Genomic DNA, 18,590 nt, shown 5'->3' with positions numbered 1-18,590 from the left:
CGACCGGATCGGATGCTATACTGTTGATATGAAGCAACACGAAGGGACTGAACGAAATGGATGGAAAGAAAAGAACCGACGTCAAAATCGGACAGCGGGTCAGCATCGTCCTGAAGCAGGATCAGCGGACGGGCAAGCGCACGGAAGGCATCGTCAAGGATCTCTTGACGAAGTCGCCGAACCACCCCCACGGCATCAAGGTCCGCTTGGAAGACGGTCAAGTCGGGCGCGTCCAGGAAATACTCGGTTGAAACTGAAAATGGCGTCCCCGAAGGAGACGCCATCAACGGACCACAGACATCGTCTGTGGTCCTTTTTAACTTTCCAGGTAGTCGAGCGTCGCAAGAAGAAGCGTCTTCGCAGCGATCAGCATCGCGCCTTCCTCGATGTCGAACTTCGGATGATGATGGGGATAAGCTTCCGCGTGACCCGCACCTGTAAAGAAGAAGGTCCCCGGAACCTGCTCGAGATAGTAGGCGAAGTCCTCTCCCCCCATACTCGGCGTCACCTCGAACACGTTCTCCGCCCCTACGACCTGCTCCGCAGCTTTGCGGACGAGTTCCGTCTCATCCGCGTGATTGACGACGGCCGGATATCCCTTCTCGAAATGGAACGTATACGTCGCCCCTGCCGACTCGCACATCGCCTTGATGATCCGCTCCATCTCCATCGCGATTTGGTCCGCGACAGCCCGCTCGAACGAGCGAACGGTCCCGGAGAGTTCCGCCTTGTCGGCGATCACATTGAACGTGTTCCCGGAATGGAACGAGCCGATCGTCAAGACAGCCTGTTTCAGGGGATCGACACGCCGGCTGACGATTTGCTGGAGCTCCTTGACGATCGTCGCGCCGAGTACGACGGCATCGATCGTCTCGTGCGGTTTCGCGCCGTGCCCGCCTCTTCCATGAACCGTCAGCGTGAACTTATCCGCCGCAGCCATCACCGGGCCGGTGCGGCATCCGACTTTCCCGAAATCGGTCTTCGACCAAAGGTGTGTACCGAATATCGCATCGACGCCGTCGAGGCATCCATCCGCGATCATCTCGCGCGCCCCTCCGGGAACGACCTCCTCGGCGTGCTGATGGATGAAGACGACGTTTCCCTTCAAGTCCTGTCGATGCCGCGAGAGAATCATCGCGACCGCGAGCAGCGTCGCCGTATGACCGTCGTGTCCGCAGGCATGCATGACACCTGGCACCGTCGACCGGTAGATCACATCCTTTTCGTCTTCGATCGGCAAGGCATCAAAATCCGCACGCAGTGCGACAGTCTTGCCCGGCTTGCCATGAAGACGTCCGACGACTCCCCTTTTTCCGACGCCCGTCTGCACTTCGATTCCGAGTTCCTTCAATTGCCCTGCGATGAACTTCGGCGTCTCGACCTCCTCGAAGGACAGTTCAGGATGCTGGTGCAGATAGCGCCTCGTCCCGACCATCTCCGGATAGAGCGCCTCCAGTTCTTCAAGCAGACTGTTTCGATCCATGATGAAATCCCCCCTATTTTCTCCGGTTCAGGCTCTTGACGGCGTCCCGTGTATTTTGCAGCCGTTCGATCGTATCGCTGTATCGTCTTGAGGCGTAGGACAGGAACAGGACGTCGATTGCGAATAGCTGCGCAAGCCGCGAGCTGAGTGCCGCACTTCTGAGCGGCGCTTCCGGAGCCCGTGACGTCCAAATCGCTACGTCGGCCAAGCTGCTGATCCGATTGTCCCCGAATCTGGTCAGGCTGATGATCTTCAGTCCGCGTTCCTGCGCAAGGCGCATCAGTTCAATCACTTCTTCCGTCTCGCCGCTGTAGGAGATCGCAAACAGGACGTCCTCCGTACTTGCGTTCGCGAGCGCCGTCGCAAGCAGATGCTGATCGGACTCCTGAACACTCACCTTCCCAAGCCGCGTCCACTTTTGTGCGGCATCTATCGCGACGACGTATGAGCCGCCAATGCCATAGAAGTAGAGCACGCGTGCTTCTTCGATAAGTTCCACTGCTTCAGTGATTCTCCGCTCATTCATCAGATCGGCCGTATCCTGAAGCGCTTGAACGCTGTTGCTGAGCGTCTTTTGCAGAATATCCTTCGTTTTTTCATCTTCCTCGATGTCATGATACCCATAAAAATCCGTGCGAGCCGTATCGGCGGAGATTCGCATACGAAGCTCCGGGTACCCTTTCAGACCGAGCGCACGGCAAAAACGGACGACTGCCGCCGCGCTTGCGCCGGACTTCAAGGCAAGTTCATGTATCGTCATTCCCGCAATCTCTTGTGTGTGATCCAATACATACTGCGCCACCTTGCGGGAAGAGAGTGGCAATTCGGCCTCGACCGTCTCGATCTGCGAAAAAATTCCACCAGTCATTTCATCAATTCCTCTCATTTTTGCGAAAATCATCAAGCACCATTATGCCAAGTGTCATCTTCCCGGGTATTATGGATTGAAAGCATCGCTTTCGTAAAACCGAACAGATATGTCAGAATAAAGCCCGCAACGTAGGCAATCAAAAGTCCGGTGATGTACAAGAGTGCGGACGTGTACGATCCGAGCGGTCCCGTAACAAGCGGAATCAACGTCAATCCGGACGGACCGATCGCGAGCGATCCGATATGATCCCCCTGCATCGCGAAGAAGCCGATGAATGCCCCGCCAAATCCTCCGCCAAGGCAAGCTGTCACGAACGGACGGCCGAGCGGCAAGGAGATACCGTAGATGAGCGGCTCGCCGATTCCGAGCAGACCGACTGGCAGGATTCCGCGTATTCTTTTACGGATACCATCGTTATGTTTCAGCTTCAGATAGACAGCTATTACAGCGCCGACCTGCCCGGCGCCCGCCATCGCGAGAATCGGAAAGAGAGGCGTCGAACCATACTGGTTGATCAGCTCGAAGTGAAGAGGGATGAGCGCCTGATGCAGTCCGAGCATGACGACCGGCAAGAATGTCGCCGCCAGCACGAACCCTGTCAGCACCCCGCCGTGGGCAAGCAACGAAACCGTCATCTCGCCAATCAGCTCTGAAAGCTTTCCTGCAACAGGCATCAGAACGAACAGGGTCACGATTCCTGCAATCAGCAACGCAAGCGTTGGCGTCACGAGCAGATCGAGCGTCTCCGGCACTTTTCGCCGGATTCGTTGTTCGAGCAACGAGACCAGGACTGCAGCAAGGACGGCTCCAATCATCCCTCCTTGTCCCGGACTGAGTACGATCGTCCCAAACATCGGAAGACTGTAGGAGATGTCTGAGACGCCCGGATAGACGATGATGGCAGCAACCGCACCACCGAGAGCCGGCGTCCCTCCGAACTCCTTCGCCGCAAAGACCCCTGCGAATATCGTCAGGAAGGCGAAGAAAGCTGATCCGATGACGGACACGACCGACGCAAGCGCAGACAGGAATGGCCCGCCTCCACTGACGGCAAGGACGTTCTTCAAGATGCCTGCGAGTCCCGTGATCAGGCCAGCCCCGATCAGCGGAAGGATGAGCGGAATGAAGATGTTGCCTATCCTTCGCAAAAAATGGCTCGTTGCCGTATCGCCCCGTTTCGAAAAGATCCCGGCAACACCGCCTTCCCGTCTCCCTTCGAGCAGTGATCGGATTTCTTCCGCTACGCGCTGAGCCGTCTTTGGTCCAAGTATGATTTGATACTGTTCATCCTTGACGACTCCGAGTACTTCCGATTCCTCTGCGATTGCTCTTTCGTCGATTTTTCCCAAGTCGTGCGTCTCGACCCGCAAACGCGTCATACAGTGAGTGACCTCCTTGACGTTCCCTGCCCCTCCGAGGGCATGGAGCAATCGTTCGGCCAACTGAAGATGATCCACCATCGCCTACTCCTTTCCGGACAACGCAGAGCGGACCGATCCCCCCGCAAGTCTCAAGCGCTCGCCCGCTTCTTCCGCATCGATATCCCCAAGCAGCATGACGATCGCCTGCTTCGGTACACCGTTCGTTTTCGTCAATGCAGCGACTGCCGTCGGGGCGTCACAGCCCGTCGCCTCCATGACGATTGCTCTCGAGCGTTCAACGAGTTTGAGGTTCGTCGGTCGAACATCCACCATCAAATTCCCGTACACCTTTCCGGTCCCGACCATCGAGGCCGTCGACAACATGTTGCAGATCATCTTTTGGGCAGTCCCTGCCTTCAGCCGAGTCGACCCCGTCAAAATTTCCGGACCTGTCTCGACCTCGATCGCCACTTGTGCCTCCCTGCTGATCAAGGCGTCCCGATTGCAGGAGACGGCAATCGTCTCTGCCCCGACCGCCTTCGCGTGAATCAGTCCGGCCAGCACGTAAGGCGTCCTGCCGCTTGCTGCGATTCCGATCACGACGTCATCACGGGTCAGTCCGATATCCGTCAAATCAACGCTCGCTGCATCCGTGTCATCTTCCGCTCCTTCGACCGTTTCAAACAAGGCGGCATCTCCTCCGGCTACCAGGGCGACTACTTCCCCGCTTCCGACACCGAACGTCGGCGGACATTCTGCAGCGTCGAGCGTGGCGATCCGTCCGCTCGTTCCTGCACCGATATAGATGATTCTTCCACCGATCCTTAAACGGGCGATGATGCGTTCCACTGCTGCTTCAATATCAGGAAACACCCGTCTGACCGCTTTCGCTACGCTCGCATCCTCCTCGTTCATGACCTCGATCAGCTCCTTCGTCGACATCAGATCGAGCTCGGCCGTCCGGGTGTTCGGCCCTTCCGTCGTCAATCTGTTTCGCATCCTGAATGCCCCCGATCAGATTTTTCTGAAAAATCTGTATGTTTCCTCCAGTCTACGCTTCATAAAACTAAATTTCAAATTTCAGGCTGTATGTTTCACCAAAGGAACAAAAAAGGAGGCACCCATGATTTCTCACGGATACCTCCTTATCTTCGTAGATCAGCGAATATGAACTTGTGCCTTACTTTCGTCCGGATCGAGGAACAGCATCGCTTCCGTATCACCATTCAAGTTCGTCACGGTGATCGTCGTCGGGACTTCACGGCTGTATTCCCATCGCTTCTCAAGCAGATAGGTCATGTACTGAATGAAGGCGACGAGCTCTGCCTTACCGTAGAACTGCACGGGTACTTTGATTTCAAGCTTCTTCAGCTCGCCTTCCTGATAGAAACCTTCGCCGATCATCCCTGTGTAGTTCGGGAAGTAATCCTCGAGGCGGTCCTTGAACAGATCGAACTTCGCGGCATCATCACGGACCTTGTCCGTCGCTTCTGCCGACGGGTAATAGTAATACTTTTCATCGTAGTTCTTCCAGTCGTTGTCACTGATCTTGTTGCCCCGTCCGATGAAGGCGGAAGACAGATAATGACCAGAGACCGGGGAACCCTGCGCCTCTTGAAGATAGAGTGCGATATGGAGCGGCGCCGTCTTCAATCCGTCCGTCTTTCGCATCTTCTTGACGAGTTCGTTCGCGATCGCCTTCCCTTGTTCGACTACCTTCTTCTGGTCGAGCTTCACCGTATACGTCGGACCGTAGTTCACGTCCTGGAAGACGTACTCACTGTTCAGGACGAGCGCTACCGAGACGCCGCCAAGCTCAAGTTTCTTGTCCTCCTCGAGCATGTAGTCCTGCTCGAGGATATGCGAAAGGACCATCGGAGTCTTCTGGTTCTTCTCTTTGTAGTCCTTGCCCCCGGCATAGGCCGGATTCAGGCCTTCCGGATCGCTCGCGCCTTCAGCGTCTGTCTTTCCTTTACGGAGAAGCCATTTTGCGATCTGTTCCGCTTCAAGCAGCTGACCTTCCTGATAATAGTACTTATCCGGTGCGAAGACATCTGTCGAGTGACGCATCAATCCCGTCTCGATCTCGTCCAGCTCAAGCCTTGAACTGACCCGTTTCTGCATCATCCCTCGCGCGACGCTCGGACGAAACGGGAGAACCGTACGGTAATAGGAATCCGTCGTATCGATCGCCGGACTGACGACCGCCTGGACTTCCTTGCCCTGCTCACTCTCGGTGATGACTTCTTTCGTATCGTCTTGAGATAGATCAAACGAACACGCGCCTAGCAACAGTGTGCTCATCATCGTGATGGCCACCCATTTCTTATGTCTCATTTCCTCGCACCTCTAGTTTCAAAATCGTTGCCTCTATCATAACAGAACCCTTTTCCCTCGGGGAAGGAAGACTTTCCCCCTTTTTTCAAAAAACGTTCCAGCGTATCATAATGGTAAGGACTATACGAAAGTGAGAGGATACGAAATGAAAAGATGGACACGCCCCCGCATAGTCGGAGCGGCACTTCTCCTGATCGGCATCGCTCTGCTGCTCACCCCTGCCGTCTCACGCCATTTCGCGCAAGAGAAGCAGCAGAAACTCGAGCGGCAGTGGGAAGAGAGCCTCGCGAACGTCGAGGCGAAGGAAACGAAGAAAAAGACAGCATCGAAGGGTGATGCACTGCTCACCATCCCTTCGATCGATTTCGAACAGGTCATCCTCGAAGGGGCCGACGTCGCGACGCTCGACAAGAGTATCGGGCACGTCGAACAGGCAGGGAAGCCGGGCCAGGCCAACTATGCGCTCGCAGGACATCGCAGCTACACGGAAGGACTCCATTTCAATCGTTTGCCTGAGGTCAAGGCAGGCGATGAGGTCATCGTCACGACGAAGAAGGCGCGTCATACATACAGGATCTCCCGCTCGTTCCTCGTCAAGCCGACCGCGATCGAAGTGCTGGATCAGGAAGTCGCAAAACCGATGATCACCCTCATCACCTGCGACCCGCCCGACACGGCGGCGAACCGTCTGATCAAACAGGGGACGCTGGTCAAAACGGAACGTCTCGATTGAACACGGGTTTCGAAGCGGGACCGTACCGGGAATACCGTACCTAGTATCTGTAAAGGAGACGATTCCCAATGAAACTGACGATCATCCAGCAAAATGATACGCACGGAGCGCTGCAAAGCCATCCGGAATTCTTCTGGCGGACCGGTCAACCTGAGTACCGCGAGACGGGAGGACTCGCCCGCATCGCGGCTTATGTCAAAGAGGCCCGCGAAGAGTCGGAGCACCTGCTCTATGTCGACGGAGGGGATGTCTTCCATGGGTCGGGGCCTCTCCTCCTCACAAGAGGCAGTGTCATGGTCGAGCTGCTGAACCGGCTCGGTCTCGACGCGATGGTGCCTGGAAACTGGGATTTCGCCTACGGGGCGGGGCGGTTAGCTGAACTCGCGAAGGGGCTGCAGTTCCCTGTCCTTGCGGCGAATGTCGCTCCTTCGCCCGATTATCTTTCTCCTTACGTCATCAAGGAATTCTCAGGACTTCGCGTCGCGCTCGTCGGATTGACCTACCCTCATACCGCAGCAACGATGCCTCCTTCTTTTTCGGAAGGGCTCTCATTCTCGCTCGGGACGGAAGAGCTTGCTGGTCTCCTGCCGAAACTGAGGATTGAGGAGAAGGCCGATATCATCGTTCTGATCAGTCATATGGGATTTCCTCTTGATGCGAAGCTCGCTTCGCTCGTTCCCGGCATCGACATCGTCCTGAGCGGTCACAGTCATGACCGGATCGAACGGCCGGTCCAAGTCGGTGAGACCTGGATCGTCCAGGCGGGATCGAGTGCCTCCTTCCTCGGACGTCTCGACCTTTCGATCGAATCAAGAAAGATCACCGACCTCTCCTATAAGTTGATTCCGCTGTATGCGGAGGCCCATCCGCCCGATCCGGAGATGGATGAGTTGATCAGCTTCCTTCGCCGACCGTTCGAAGCGAGTCTGCAGGAGGAGGTCGGGTCAATTAAGACACCTCTCCACCGGATGACGCTTACGGAGGCACCGATGGATCGGCTGATCACGGACTCCTATCTGCATGCGACAGGAGCCGATGTCACCTTCTCCCACGGCTGGCGATACGGTGTGCCCGTCCTTCCCGGAACGTTGACGACCGGTGATTTGTATAACATCATCCCGACCAACCCAAAGCTTTTTCAAATGGAACTTGAAGGGCGTGACATCCTGCGAGCCCTCGAGAACAACCTGGAGCAGATCTTTTCAGCGGATGCCTTCGAACAAAAAGGCGGCTACGTCCTCCGGTCGTCAAACTTGTCGATGGCCTTCAAACCATACAATCCAGCCGGAGCGAGGATTCAATTCCTCGAAATCGGAGGATCTCCGATCGATTTGAAAAAGCGCTATACGGTCGCAGGTGGCGGCGAACAGGTGTTGAAGAAGTTCCAGGAAGACCGGCATGTCCTCGGCGTCGATGCCCATACAGCAATCCGTAACTATTTGGCTGAACATCCAAGCGGACTGGAACTCGATTCGACGAAACAGATCCATACGATATGATAAAAACCGCTCGAGACGATAGAGATGGGAATCAGGCCCTCTGTATCTGTGCACGAGCGGTTTTTGATGTCGTTTTCGTTATTCGTACTTCGCAAGCTCTGACAACAGTCGCGTCTCATCCCATATCTCGATGCCGAGCGTCTCTGCCTTCGTCAGCTTCGAACCCGCCTTCTCACCGGCGACGAGGATGTCCGTCTTCTTGCTGACGCTGCCCGTGACGTCCGCTCCGAGCGCCTGGAGCCGTTTCCCGGCCTCGGAACGTTTGAGCGATTCAAGCGTTCCGGTCAGGACGATCGTCTTGCCGGCGAGCGGTGCGTTCGCATGGTCCACTTTCTGACCAAGGAAACGTTGGTTGAGACCGAGCCCGGCGAGGTCCGCGACGAGATGTTGCGCCTCCGGATGGTCGAAGTACTGCTTGACCGAGTCGGCGATTTTACTTCCTACGCCTTCGATCGCGAGGATATCATCATATGTCGCTTGTGCGATGCCTTCCATCGTCTCGAACCGTTCCGCGAGCAGATAGGCCGCCTTCTGGCCGACGAGCCGGATGCCGAGACCGAACAGAAGACGCTCGAGCGAGTTGCCTTTTGAGGCATCGACGGCAGCGAGCAACTTGTCGACCGACGTCTCACCCATCCGTTCGTACGTCAAGAGTTCCTCCCGGTCGAGGCGGTAAAGGTCAGCGACCGTATGGATCGCTCCCTTATCATAAAGTTGACGGACGACCTTCTCGCCCAGTCCATCGATGTTCATCGCTGTACGCGAGACGAAATGGATCATTCCTTCGACGAGCTGTGCCGGACATTCCGGGCTGACACAGCGGATATCCGCCTCGCCCTCGAGCCGGACGAGTTCCGACGAACAGGCCGGACACCGTTCAGGGAACTCGATTTCCGCTTCCGTTCCAGAACGTTCCGACGTCACGACGCTGACGACGGCAGGAATCACATCTCCTGCCTTCTTGATGATGACCTTGTCGTGCAGGCGGATGTCCTTCTCCTTGATGAAGTCGGCATTGTGGAGCGTCGCGTATGTCACGGTCGACCCGGCGACGACGACCGGCGAGAAGCGCGCCCGCGGCGTCACTTTCCCCGTCCGTCCGACGCTGAAGTCGACGTCTTCGACCGTCGTCATCACTTCTTCAGCCGGAAACTTGTACGCTGTCGCGAATCGGGGACTCTTCGCCGTGAAACCGAGCTCCTCCTGATCGTCGTAGCGGTCGACTTTGAGGACGACTCCGTCGATCTCATACGGCAAGTTCGGCCGTTCCGTCGTCCAGTGATGGATGAAATCGAGAATCTCCTCGACCGTCTCACACGTCCGCATTTCCTGGTTGACCGGGAAGCCGAGCCGGGAGAGCTCCTTCATCGCCTCACTGTGCGAACGGGCGGCGAGCGTATTGATTCCTACTCCGTAAGCGAACAGCGACAGGTTGCGTGAAGCGGTGATCGAGGAATCGAGCTGTCGGAGACTTCCGGCAGCTGCGTTGCGCGGGTTCGCGAAAAGCGGTTCCTCATTTGCCTCCCGCTCCTCGTTCAAAGCTTCGAACGAACGTTTCGGCATGTAGGCCTCGCCTCTGACCTCGACCGTCTCCGCGTCGCGCAGGCGAAGCGGAAGAGCCTTGATCGTCCGCAGGTTCTGCGTGATGTCCTCGCCGACCGTCCCGTCCCCGCGCGTCGCGCCGCGGACGAATCGCCCTTCCTCATATTTCAATGAGATGGCCAGACCGTCGAACTTCAGTTCCGCCACATACGTCGTCGAACGGCCGAGCGACCGCTCGATCCGTTCGACCCATTCCCGGATTTCTTCCTCATCGAAGACGTTCCCGAGCGACAGCATCGGCAAGTCGTGCGTCACCTTATTAAAGGCGTCGAGCGGCGCCGCACCGACACGCTGCGTCGGTGAATCCGGCGTGATCCATTCAGGGTTCTCAGCCTCGAGCTCCGTCAGTTCCCGGAGCAAACGGTCATACTCGCTGTCCGGTACCGTCGGACGGTCAAGAACGTAGTATTCATAGCCGTACTGTTCGAGCAGCCGGCGCAGTTCCTCTATCCGGTCCTTCACTTCCATCCTGAACACCCCTTCCACTTCACACTTTTTTGATCGGCGCGAATTTCGCGAGCAGACGTTTGACGCCTACCGCAGGGAAGGCGATGTCGATTTCAAGCTGATCACCTGTGCCGCGCGTCTGCACGACCGTTCCGATTCCCCATTTTCCATGCTCCGCCTTGTCGCCGACGTTCCAGGCAAGTCCTTCCGCACCCGACGATTGCATGGTGCGTGACTTCGTCGCCGTCCGCCCGACGATCGCCTTCGCTTGCGGAAGCGGTTTGTCCTCCCACGGGAGCGGCTTCGGTTTCGATCCGGTCCGCTCGAGCACCTCTTCCGGAAGTTCAGCGAGGAAGCGGGATTCGCGGTTCGCGTTCGTCTTTCCGTAAAGTGAGCGCATGCGGGCGTGCGTCAAGTAAAGACGTTTTTCCGCCCGTGTGATCCCGACATAGGCGAGGCGGCGTTCCTCTTCCATCTCGTCCTCTTCCTGAAGCGCACGGCTGTGCGGGAAGAGTCCCTCTTCCATCCCGATCAGGAAGACGACCGGGAACTCAAGACCTTTCGCCGAGTGGAGTGTCATCAATGTCACCTGCTCACCCGGGTCCGACTCGTCAAGCGAATCGACGTCCGCGACGAGCGTCAAGTCCGTCAGGAAGGCGATGATCGACTTATCATCCGATTCCTTCTCGAAGTTCTGAGCGACCGTGATGAACTCGTTGATGTTCTCGAGCCGACTCTGCGCCTCGAGCGTCTTTTCTTCCTTGAGGACCGCACGGTAACCTGTCTTCTCGAGCACTTCCTCGACGAGTTCCGACAGGCTGAGGAATTCCTGCATCTGGCGCAATCCGTTGATCATGTCACGGAAGTCGGTCAGCTTGGCTGCCGTCTTAGGCGCGATGCTCGAGAGCTCGATGTCACGGATCGCCTCCATCAGCGACACGCCTTGGAGGTCCGCGAAATCGCGCAGTTTATCGATCGTCGTCGCCCCGATGCCGCGCTTCGGCTCGTTGACGATCCGAGCGAACGACAGATCCTCGTTCGGGTTCGAGATGAGCCGAAGGTACGCAAGGACGTCCTTGATCTCTTTACGGTCGTAGAACTTCGTCCCGCCGATCATCTTGTACGGGACGTTCGATTTGAGGAGCGTCTCCTCGATCGCACGCGACTGGGCGTTCGTCCGGTAAAGGATCGCGATTTCGTTCAGTCGCATCCCGTAGCGCATCGCGTTCCGGATCTGCTGGACGATGTAGAATGCTTCGTCCCGTTCGTTCTCGGCCGTATGGACGACAAGCTTCTCTCCTTCGAGATTGTCCGTCCAGAGCTTCTTGTCCTTACGCGTACTGTTGTTCTTGATGACGTGGTTCGCCGCATCAAGAATCCGTTTCGTCGAGCGATAGTTCTGCTCGAGCAGGATGACTTCCGTCTCCGGATAGTCTTCTTCGAACGAGAGGATGTTCCCGATATCCGCACCGCGCCAGCGGTAGATCGACTGGTCGGAGTCACCGACGACGCACAGGTTATGGTGCGCGGCAGCGAGCTGGTTGACGAGGTCATACTGTGCCTTGTTCGTATCCTGGTACTCGTCGACGTGGATGTAGCGGAACTTCTTCTGATAGAAGGCGAGCGTCTCAGGGCTTGCCTTGAACAGTTCCGTCGTCTTGCCGATCAGGTCGTCGAAGTCGAGCGCATTGTTGCGGCGGAGAACCGCTTCATACCCTTTGTAGACATCAGCGACGACCTTCTCATAAGGTCCTGTAGCGATTGCTGCATACGCCTCAGGTCCGCGCAGTTCGTTCTTCTGGCTCGAGATGATGGCGAGCATCGACCGTGGCTCCCATTTTTTCGGATCGAGGTTCTGCTCCTTGAGCACGAGCTTGATCGCGGACTGCTGATCACTCGAGTCGAGGATCGTGAAGTTCCGGTCGTACCCGAGCTGATCGATATCACGTCGCAGCATCCGTACGCACATCGAGTGGAACGTCGAGACCCAGATGTCGTCAGCGACACCGCCGACGAGACGGCTGATCCGGTCCTTCATCTCGCGGGCAGCCTTGTTCGTGAACGTGATCGCGAGGATGTTCCACGGCGCGACCTGTTTCGCCGCCATCAAGTAGGCGACGCGGTGCGTCAGGACACGGGTCTTCCCTGACCCTGCTCCTGCCATGATCAACAGCGGTCCTTCCGTATGTTTGACGGCTGCTGCCTGTTCGGGGTTCAACCCCTTGACGAGTTCTTCACTCAAGTTATACATAGGATATCCTCATTTCTTGTTTACGAACTTTTGTTCTTATTTTATCGTGCCGCTGCCACCGTGGCAAGAGCGGCTTCGAGATCATCATAGATGACGTTGCCGACGACGATCGTGTCCGCGTATTTTCCCATCTCGCGAGCACGCTCCGCGGAATCGATTCCGCCCCCATAGAAGAGGCGCGCCTGTCTCAGGACACCCTTCACCTGACGGACGACTTCCGGATCACCGTACACACCGCTGTATTCGAGATAGACGACCGGAAGACGGAAGACGGAATCCGCGAGTTGCGCGTAAGCCGTGATTTGATCCGTCTCCGTCAACACCTTCGCTTCGGTCAGACGTGCGACCTTGGCCTCCGGATTGAGCACGATGTATCCTTCGCCGACGAGGTCCGCGTGGGCGAGCATGTGCCCGACCTCTTCGAGCGCCTCGACCTGCTTTCCGACGACGTACTCAAGCTTTCCGCTATTGAGGACGCTAGGAGCGAGATAGGCGTCGAACCCCATCGTCGCCGCCTTCAGTTCCGACACCTCGAGTGCGACGGCAACGGCGTAACGGCGCAAGCGCATCAAAAGATCAAGCGTCGCGTCGAGCGTGATGTCGTCCGTACCGCCGACGATGATCGCATCCGTCCCTGACGTCGCGATCCGCTTCAGCGCGTCCTCATCGATCTCCTTGGCGGGATCGAGCTTAAACACATGGCGCCATTCGTTATATGGTAACAGCAAATCATTCACCCTTCCTTGAAGTTTCCTGTCTCGATTATAAAACAAAAACCTATCCTGCGCCGGCAGGATAGGTCACTTTCTCAGTCCGTCTCCGCCCGTCTCGTGAACATCGACGCGAGCGACAATGCGAACAGCGCATAGAGCGGGACGAACGCCCATGGGTTCGCAAGGAAGAATCCTAGCACCGGGACGTCGAGCAACGGCGAATCCGGTGAACAGAGGGCTCTTCCGTTGACGAGTGCAAGGAACGGCAGCGCCGGGACGAAGAAGATGTAGGCGAAATTGATCCAAAATTTGCGGTGCATGGAAATCCTCCTTAACCGATGATGACGGATTCCTTCGGATAGTTATAGTTACGTTTCGGCTGGTTCGCCTTCAGCAGGAGGACGAACGAGATGACGCCGATCCGTCCGATGAACATGAGGACGATGAGCGTCCACTTGCTGACGTTCGACAATTCGCTCGTGATCCCGAGGGAAAGTCCTGTCGTCCCGAACGCGGAACACGCTTCGAAGAACAGCGTCAGGAACGGCGCATCCTCTGCGACGAGCAGGATGACGACGCCGACGAACGTCACGGCGACCGAGACGACGATGACGACGAAAGCTTTCCAAATGTCGGACAGACCGATTTCGCGGCCGAACACCTTGATGCCGAGCTCCCCGCGGATGAAGGCGACGACACTCAGCACGGCGACGGCGAACGTCGTCGTCCGAATCCCCCCGCCGACCGAGGACGGCGATGCCCCGATGAACATGAGCAACGACAACAGGAAGATCGATGCTTGCGAGAACGTCGTGATGTCGACCGTCGTAAGACCACCGTTCCGTGTCGTCACGGACTGGAAGAGCGCATCGACCAGTTGTTCGCCGATCGGAAGTCCCTTGAAGGCGTTGTTCCACTCGAACAGCATCAAAAAGACGGTCCCGATCAGGATCAGGATGAAGAACGTCGAAGCCGTCAGCTTCGTGAACAGCGAGAAGTGATACGGCTGTTTCGTCGCCTGGCGCGTCAAGTGGTACGAGATGTAGCGCCGCACCTCGACGAGGACAGGGAAGCCGATCGCTCCAAGCGTCAGCAGGACGATCTGCATGAAGACGACGAACAGGTCACCACGGAACGGAAGGAGCGACTCGCCCGTGATGTCGAATCCGGCGTTCGTCGTCGCGCTGACGGATCCGAACAGTCCTTGCAGCATCGCTTCCCCGACCGTCGGAAAATATTTCGTGTAGTAGAGCCCGAGGATGATTGCTCCGACCGCCTCAATCGCGAGGATGATCAAAATGACCTCACGGATGTATTTGACGACCCCCTGCATCGTCGTCTGATTTTGGTCCCTTACGACGAGTTGCCGCTCGCGGAATCCAATCCGCTTCCCGAGCAGGACCCACATCCCGATATGTAGCGACATGAGCCCGATACCGCTCACTTGGACGAGGAGCATGATCATGAAGTAGCCGAACGTCGTGAACGTGTCCGCGACCGGGACCGTCGTCAGTCCCGTGACGCTGACACAGCTGACTGCCATGAACACGAGATCCGTGAACTCCCACTCGTATCCTTCCTTGACCGACCACGGGAGACCGAGCAGTATGACCCCGATGACGACTGCGACGCTGTATAGAATGACGAGCGACTGAATCGGCGTCAGCCGCCTGATGAAATGCTGAATGCGATGTTGCAGCGCATAATCCACTTTGCGCCTCCCCCTTCAAACAAAGAGCGGATAACCTCAGTTATCCGCCGCTTCTTCTTGTTTTACGCCGAGACGTGTCAAGGCGAGGTCATATCCGCCGGAACCGTAGTTCAAGCAGCGTTTGACGCGCGAAATCGTCGCAGTCGACGCTCCGGTCGCCTTCTCGATCTTATGATACGTGCTGCCTTCCCGTAGTTGGCGCGCGACTTCTAAACGCTGGGCAAGCGCCTGGATCTCGTTGACCGTCGCCAGGTCATCGAACAGCGTATAACATTCTTCGACAGAATCCATCTTCATGATGGCCGTGAACAGTTGGTCAAGCTCTTTTCCGCGCAATTTATCAAGCTGCATATTGTAACTCCCTTTCCCACTTGAATCGCTCTTTAATAGTTTAAAGCGCGACGATATAAAATTCAAGCATCAGCGCAGAATCGCGGGGAAGAGAACCTTCTTGCGCAATACTTCATAGATGCCTTGCGGTGTGATCCGGACGTACGGGAGGTGGGTCGATGCGAGGAAGAGCAATGTATAGATCGGATCATCGAACGCATATCCCCGGTCGAACAGAGCTGTCCGAAGCACGGATTCTTCCCGAATCAAGTCCTCGAGTGCGAGATCCGATGTCTGCCCCATCAGCGTCAACGGAATCTCAGATATGATTTCGCCGTCTTCGACGAGAACGATGCCACCCCCGAACTCCTTCATCCGCTCGAAGGCAATCTGCATGTCACGCTTCGACTTCCCGATCATCAGGACGTCTCCGCTGATCGAGTAGGAGCTGACGAGCCCTCCGACGCCTTTCGCGAAGTTTTTGAGGACGGTATTCAAGCGCCACTTTCCTTCGCGGTCGAGCAGCATCAGGAACGATTCATCACAATTCGATGGAAGTGTCTCCATGCTCGTATCATGATGAACCTGGTACAGCTTCATGATGACGGAGTTGACCATCTCAAGACCGACCGGCATGCTGAACGAGAAGTCACCTTCCGTCAACGTGACGCCGATCGACGACGCCGGCATCTCTTCCATTGCCTGCTCGACTTTGTCGTATGGGTAACACGGCACGTTCTCGCGCCGCACCCACGTCCCGCGCGCGAGCACATCGACAGGCAACGGTTCTTCCTTCGAGGACAGGAAGTTCAAATGGGCGATACGTCCAGGCGCGATGCTGCCGAGCAGATGGTCCAGATTGAAATGTCGCGCCGCGTTGAATGAAGCGATCCGGTAAGCATCTTCAGCAGGGACGCCTGCCTCGAGCATGAGGCGGATCACTTCATCGATCACGCCCGACGAATAGAAAGTCGGCGTCGAACCGTCCGTCGTCACCATCAGCTGATCGAAATTCGACAGACCGGCTTCAAGCATGCCACGGAAGATGTCCGGCAAGTCCGGACGAATCGAGGAATAGCGGATCGTCGTCATGTAGCCGAGTTCAAGCCGCGTCATCGCCTCTTCGGCCGTCATCGCCTCATGGTCGCTCGCGACACCGTAGAGCGCCATCTTCGTCAACGTCTTCGCAGAGGCTCCCGGGAAATGGCCTTCGATCGGCTTTCCGAGTTTGACGGTGTCCTGCATCCATTGAAGCAGCTCGTCGTCGCCTTGAGAAAGCCGCGGCCATCCCGTCAGTTCCCCTGCCTGGACGACTTGAGGATGCTTCAGCCATGCCTGTACCCGTTTGTTGTCGATCTGGATCGCATCCCGGTCAAGCTCGGTCTGGGCGTCAAGCCGTGCCCACCAATACATCGATGTCGGCAAGTCCGCCAGCCGTTCCAGTTGAGCAAACGCTTGCTCGATCGGCTCAAGCAAAAGCAGCATGTTATCGTTGACGAGAGTCGTCGTTCCGCGCTCAGCCGCATATTTCGCGAGCGTCGCCGGATTATAGAGCTGGAACGGGTGCGCATGCGGTTCGATATAACCCGGCACGACATATTTGCCTGCCGCATCATACCACTCGTCTGCCTGCTCAGGCAATTCCGGTCCGACATAGGCGATCCGGTCGCCAGAAACCCAGATGTTCGCCGTTCTCCATGCCTTCAAGCCGTGATTCAGGTAGGTCGCATTTTCAATCACGAGCGTCGGCGCAAGCTTTCCATCGATCACATCCAGGTGCGACCGTACTTCAGATTTCGTCCACGGGGAACGACCACAATTCTTTTTCACGAAAGCAAAGCCTCCTTCATGTAAATTGAAAACGCTTTCTTATAGTTCTTATACTAAAATGTCCAGCTTGAAGTTTCAAGCCTTCCAGACGCATTTCGAGGTTATCTTGCAAAAATAACACAAAAACGACAAGGACTCCACCGCATGATGGGAAATCCTTGTCGTCGATGAATCAAACCGTTCGTATCGCTTTTTGCGCGATATCTTTCCGGTAGAACAATCCGGATTGTTCCGGGATGTTCGCATAGACCTTTTCTGCCGCTTCCCGGGGTGAATCCCCGAGTCCGACACAAACGAAGACACGCCCGCCAGCCGACTTGAGCAAGCCGTCTGCCTTTTTCGTACCTGCGTGGAAGACGAGCAGGTCTTTCGGGAACGCAAGCGTCAGCTCTCTTCCTGTCTCCGGCGATTCAGGATATCCATCCGCCGCGAGGACGACACCTACAGCAGCCTGTAAAGACCAGGAAAGTCGTGGTACGCGCCCTTCCATCAACGTCTCGATCACGCTGAGCAGCGGCGTCTCGAGACGAGGCAGGATGACCTCCGTCTCCGGATCGCCGAAGCGCGCGTTGAACTCGATGACGGACGGACCGTTCGCCGTCAGCATCAGACCGGCGTAGAGGAAGCCCGTGAACGGAATCCCCTCCTGTGCCATCTGGTCGACGAGCGGCTGCAGGATACGTTCTACAGCTTCCTGTGTCAAGCGCTCCTCATTGAATTGCGGAAGCGGCGAATAAGCACCCATACCGCCTGTGTTCGGTCCTTTGTCGCCGTCAAAGGCGCGCTTATGGTCCTGTGACAGCACCATCGGCACGACGATGTCTTCATGGACGAACGCCATGAGTGAGCATTCCTCACCGACGAGACACTCCTCGATGACGACGGAACTCTGCTCTCCGTATTCACCGGAGAAGACGTGCCGGATCGCCTCGCGCGCTGACTCGATCGTCTCCGCGACCGTGACGCCCTTTCCTGCTGCGAGGCCGTCCGCCTTGATGACGATCGGTGCCCCTTGCCGCTCGACATAAGCGATTGCAGCGTTCTCGTCTGTAAAGACCGCATAATCCGCTGTCGGGATGCCCGCCCGGTCCATCAACTGTTTCGCGAACTGCTTGCTTCCTTCGATCGCGGCCGCTTCCCGCGTCGGTCCGAAAATGTTCAGACCTGCCGCCTGAAAGGCATTGACGACACCTTCGACGAGCGGGGCTTCTGGGCCGACGATCGTCCAGTCGATTGCTTCCTCTTTCGCGAACGCGACGAGCTCAGCAATCTCTGTCTCGCCGACCGGGACACAGGTCGCGAGCTCTCCGATCCCCGGGTTGCCCGGTGCCGCGAAAATCGCCTCGATCCGTTCATCTTGCGCGAGCTTCCAGACGAGTGCGTGTTCGCGTCCGCCTTTTCCGATCACGAGTACCTTCATCG

16 protein-coding genes are annotated in these 18,590 nt (G+C 56.8%); 3 read left to right on the top strand and 13 right to left on the bottom strand.

The window, feature by feature from the left end; all coding sequences use genetic code 11:
- Positions 1-56 precede the first annotated feature (56 nt).
- A complete protein-coding gene (locus DFG60_RS04765) occupies positions 57-251 on the top strand; it encodes a YwbE family protein (RefSeq protein WP_114570600.1) in 195 nt (64 codons plus the stop codon).
- A gap of 65 nt (positions 252-316) precedes the next feature.
- On the opposite strand, the gene DFG60_RS04760 is transcribed toward DFG60_RS04765, so the two are convergent.
- From DFG60_RS04760 to DFG60_RS04740, 5 genes are all read right to left on the bottom strand, one after another.
- Positions 317-1,483: a M20 metallopeptidase family protein gene (locus DFG60_RS04760; RefSeq protein WP_114570599.1), complete on the bottom strand. Its 1,167-nt coding sequence runs from the start codon at positions 1,481-1,483 to the stop codon at positions 317-319.
- Positions 1,484-1,496: 13 nt separating this feature from the next.
- Complete coding sequence (locus DFG60_RS04755) at positions 1,497-2,351, bottom strand: MurR/RpiR family transcriptional regulator (RefSeq protein ID WP_114570782.1); 855 nt, start codon at positions 2,349-2,351, stop codon at positions 1,497-1,499.
- Positions 2,352-2,383: 32 nt separating this feature from the next.
- Entirely contained in the window at positions 2,384-3,814 is a 1,431-nt protein-coding gene (locus tag DFG60_RS04750; protein ID WP_114570598.1) for a PTS transporter subunit EIIC, read from the bottom strand.
- A gap of 3 nt (positions 3,815-3,817) precedes the next feature.
- The gene (gene murQ / locus DFG60_RS04745) at positions 3,818-4,714 is read right to left on the bottom strand and encodes an N-acetylmuramic acid 6-phosphate etherase (RefSeq protein WP_114570597.1); all 897 of its coding nucleotides are present in this window, start codon (positions 4,712-4,714) and stop codon (positions 3,818-3,820) included.
- 159 nt (positions 4,715-4,873) lie between these two features.
- A complete protein-coding gene (locus tag DFG60_RS04740) occupies positions 4,874-6,052 on the bottom strand; it encodes a CamS family sex pheromone protein (protein WP_114570596.1) in 1,179 nt (392 codons plus the stop codon).
- A gap of 145 nt (positions 6,053-6,197) precedes the next feature.
- Here DFG60_RS04740 and DFG60_RS04735 point away from each other — a divergent pair, with 145 nt between their 5' ends.
- Together DFG60_RS04735 and DFG60_RS04730 are read left to right on the top strand one after the other, a co-directional pair.
- Complete coding sequence (locus DFG60_RS04735; RefSeq protein WP_114570595.1) at positions 6,198-6,785, top strand: class D sortase; 588 nt, start codon at positions 6,198-6,200, stop codon at positions 6,783-6,785.
- Positions 6,786-6,853: 68 nt separating this feature from the next.
- Positions 6,854-8,284, top strand: coding sequence for a bifunctional metallophosphatase/5'-nucleotidase (locus DFG60_RS04730; RefSeq protein ID WP_114570594.1), 1,431 nt, complete (start codon positions 6,854-6,856; stop codon positions 8,282-8,284).
- A gap of 78 nt (positions 8,285-8,362) precedes the next feature.
- On the opposite strand, the gene ligA is transcribed toward DFG60_RS04730, so the two are convergent.
- From ligA to purD, 8 genes are all read right to left on the bottom strand, one after another.
- Positions 8,363-10,354 (bottom strand): NAD-dependent DNA ligase LigA, encoded by a 1,992-nt coding sequence (ligA, locus tag DFG60_RS04725; RefSeq protein WP_114570593.1) that lies wholly within the window; start codon positions 10,352-10,354, stop codon positions 8,363-8,365.
- Positions 10,355-10,373: 19 nt separating this feature from the next.
- On the bottom strand, positions 10,374-12,584 hold the full coding sequence (gene pcrA / locus DFG60_RS04720) for a DNA helicase PcrA (RefSeq protein WP_114570592.1): 2,211 nt from the start codon (positions 12,582-12,584) through the stop codon (positions 10,374-10,376).
- 41 nt (positions 12,585-12,625) lie between these two features.
- Entirely contained in the window at positions 12,626-13,309 is a 684-nt protein-coding gene (gene pcrB / locus DFG60_RS04715; RefSeq protein WP_456298204.1) for a heptaprenylglyceryl phosphate synthase, read from the bottom strand.
- Between the two features lie 83 nt (positions 13,310-13,392).
- Positions 13,393-13,617, bottom strand: coding sequence for a hypothetical protein (locus tag DFG60_RS04710; RefSeq protein ID WP_114570590.1), 225 nt, complete (start codon positions 13,615-13,617; stop codon positions 13,393-13,395).
- A gap of 11 nt (positions 13,618-13,628) precedes the next feature.
- A complete protein-coding gene (locus DFG60_RS04705; protein WP_114570589.1) occupies positions 13,629-15,008 on the bottom strand; it encodes a TrkH family potassium uptake protein in 1,380 nt (459 codons plus the stop codon).
- 36 nt (positions 15,009-15,044) lie between these two features.
- Positions 15,045-15,359: a YerC/YecD family TrpR-related protein gene (locus DFG60_RS04700; protein ID WP_114570588.1), complete on the bottom strand. Its 315-nt coding sequence runs from the start codon at positions 15,357-15,359 to the stop codon at positions 15,045-15,047.
- Positions 15,360-15,428: 69 nt separating this feature from the next.
- Positions 15,429-17,168, bottom strand: coding sequence for an adenine deaminase C-terminal domain-containing protein (locus DFG60_RS04695; RefSeq protein WP_114570587.1), 1,740 nt, complete (start codon positions 17,166-17,168; stop codon positions 15,429-15,431).
- A 172-nt stretch (positions 17,169-17,340) separates the two neighbouring features.
- On the bottom strand, positions 17,341-18,588 hold the full coding sequence (purD, locus tag DFG60_RS04690) for a phosphoribosylamine--glycine ligase (protein WP_114570586.1): 1,248 nt from the start codon (positions 18,586-18,588) through the stop codon (positions 17,341-17,343).
- Positions 18,589-18,590 lie beyond the last annotated feature (2 nt).

The organism is Exiguobacterium flavidum (genome assembly GCF_003344535.1).
In the GTDB taxonomy this organism is placed as follows: domain Bacteria; phylum Bacillota; class Bacilli; order Exiguobacteriales; family Exiguobacteriaceae; genus Exiguobacterium_A; species Exiguobacterium_A flavidum.
This window is presented reverse-complemented; position numbering and strand designations above follow the sequence as displayed.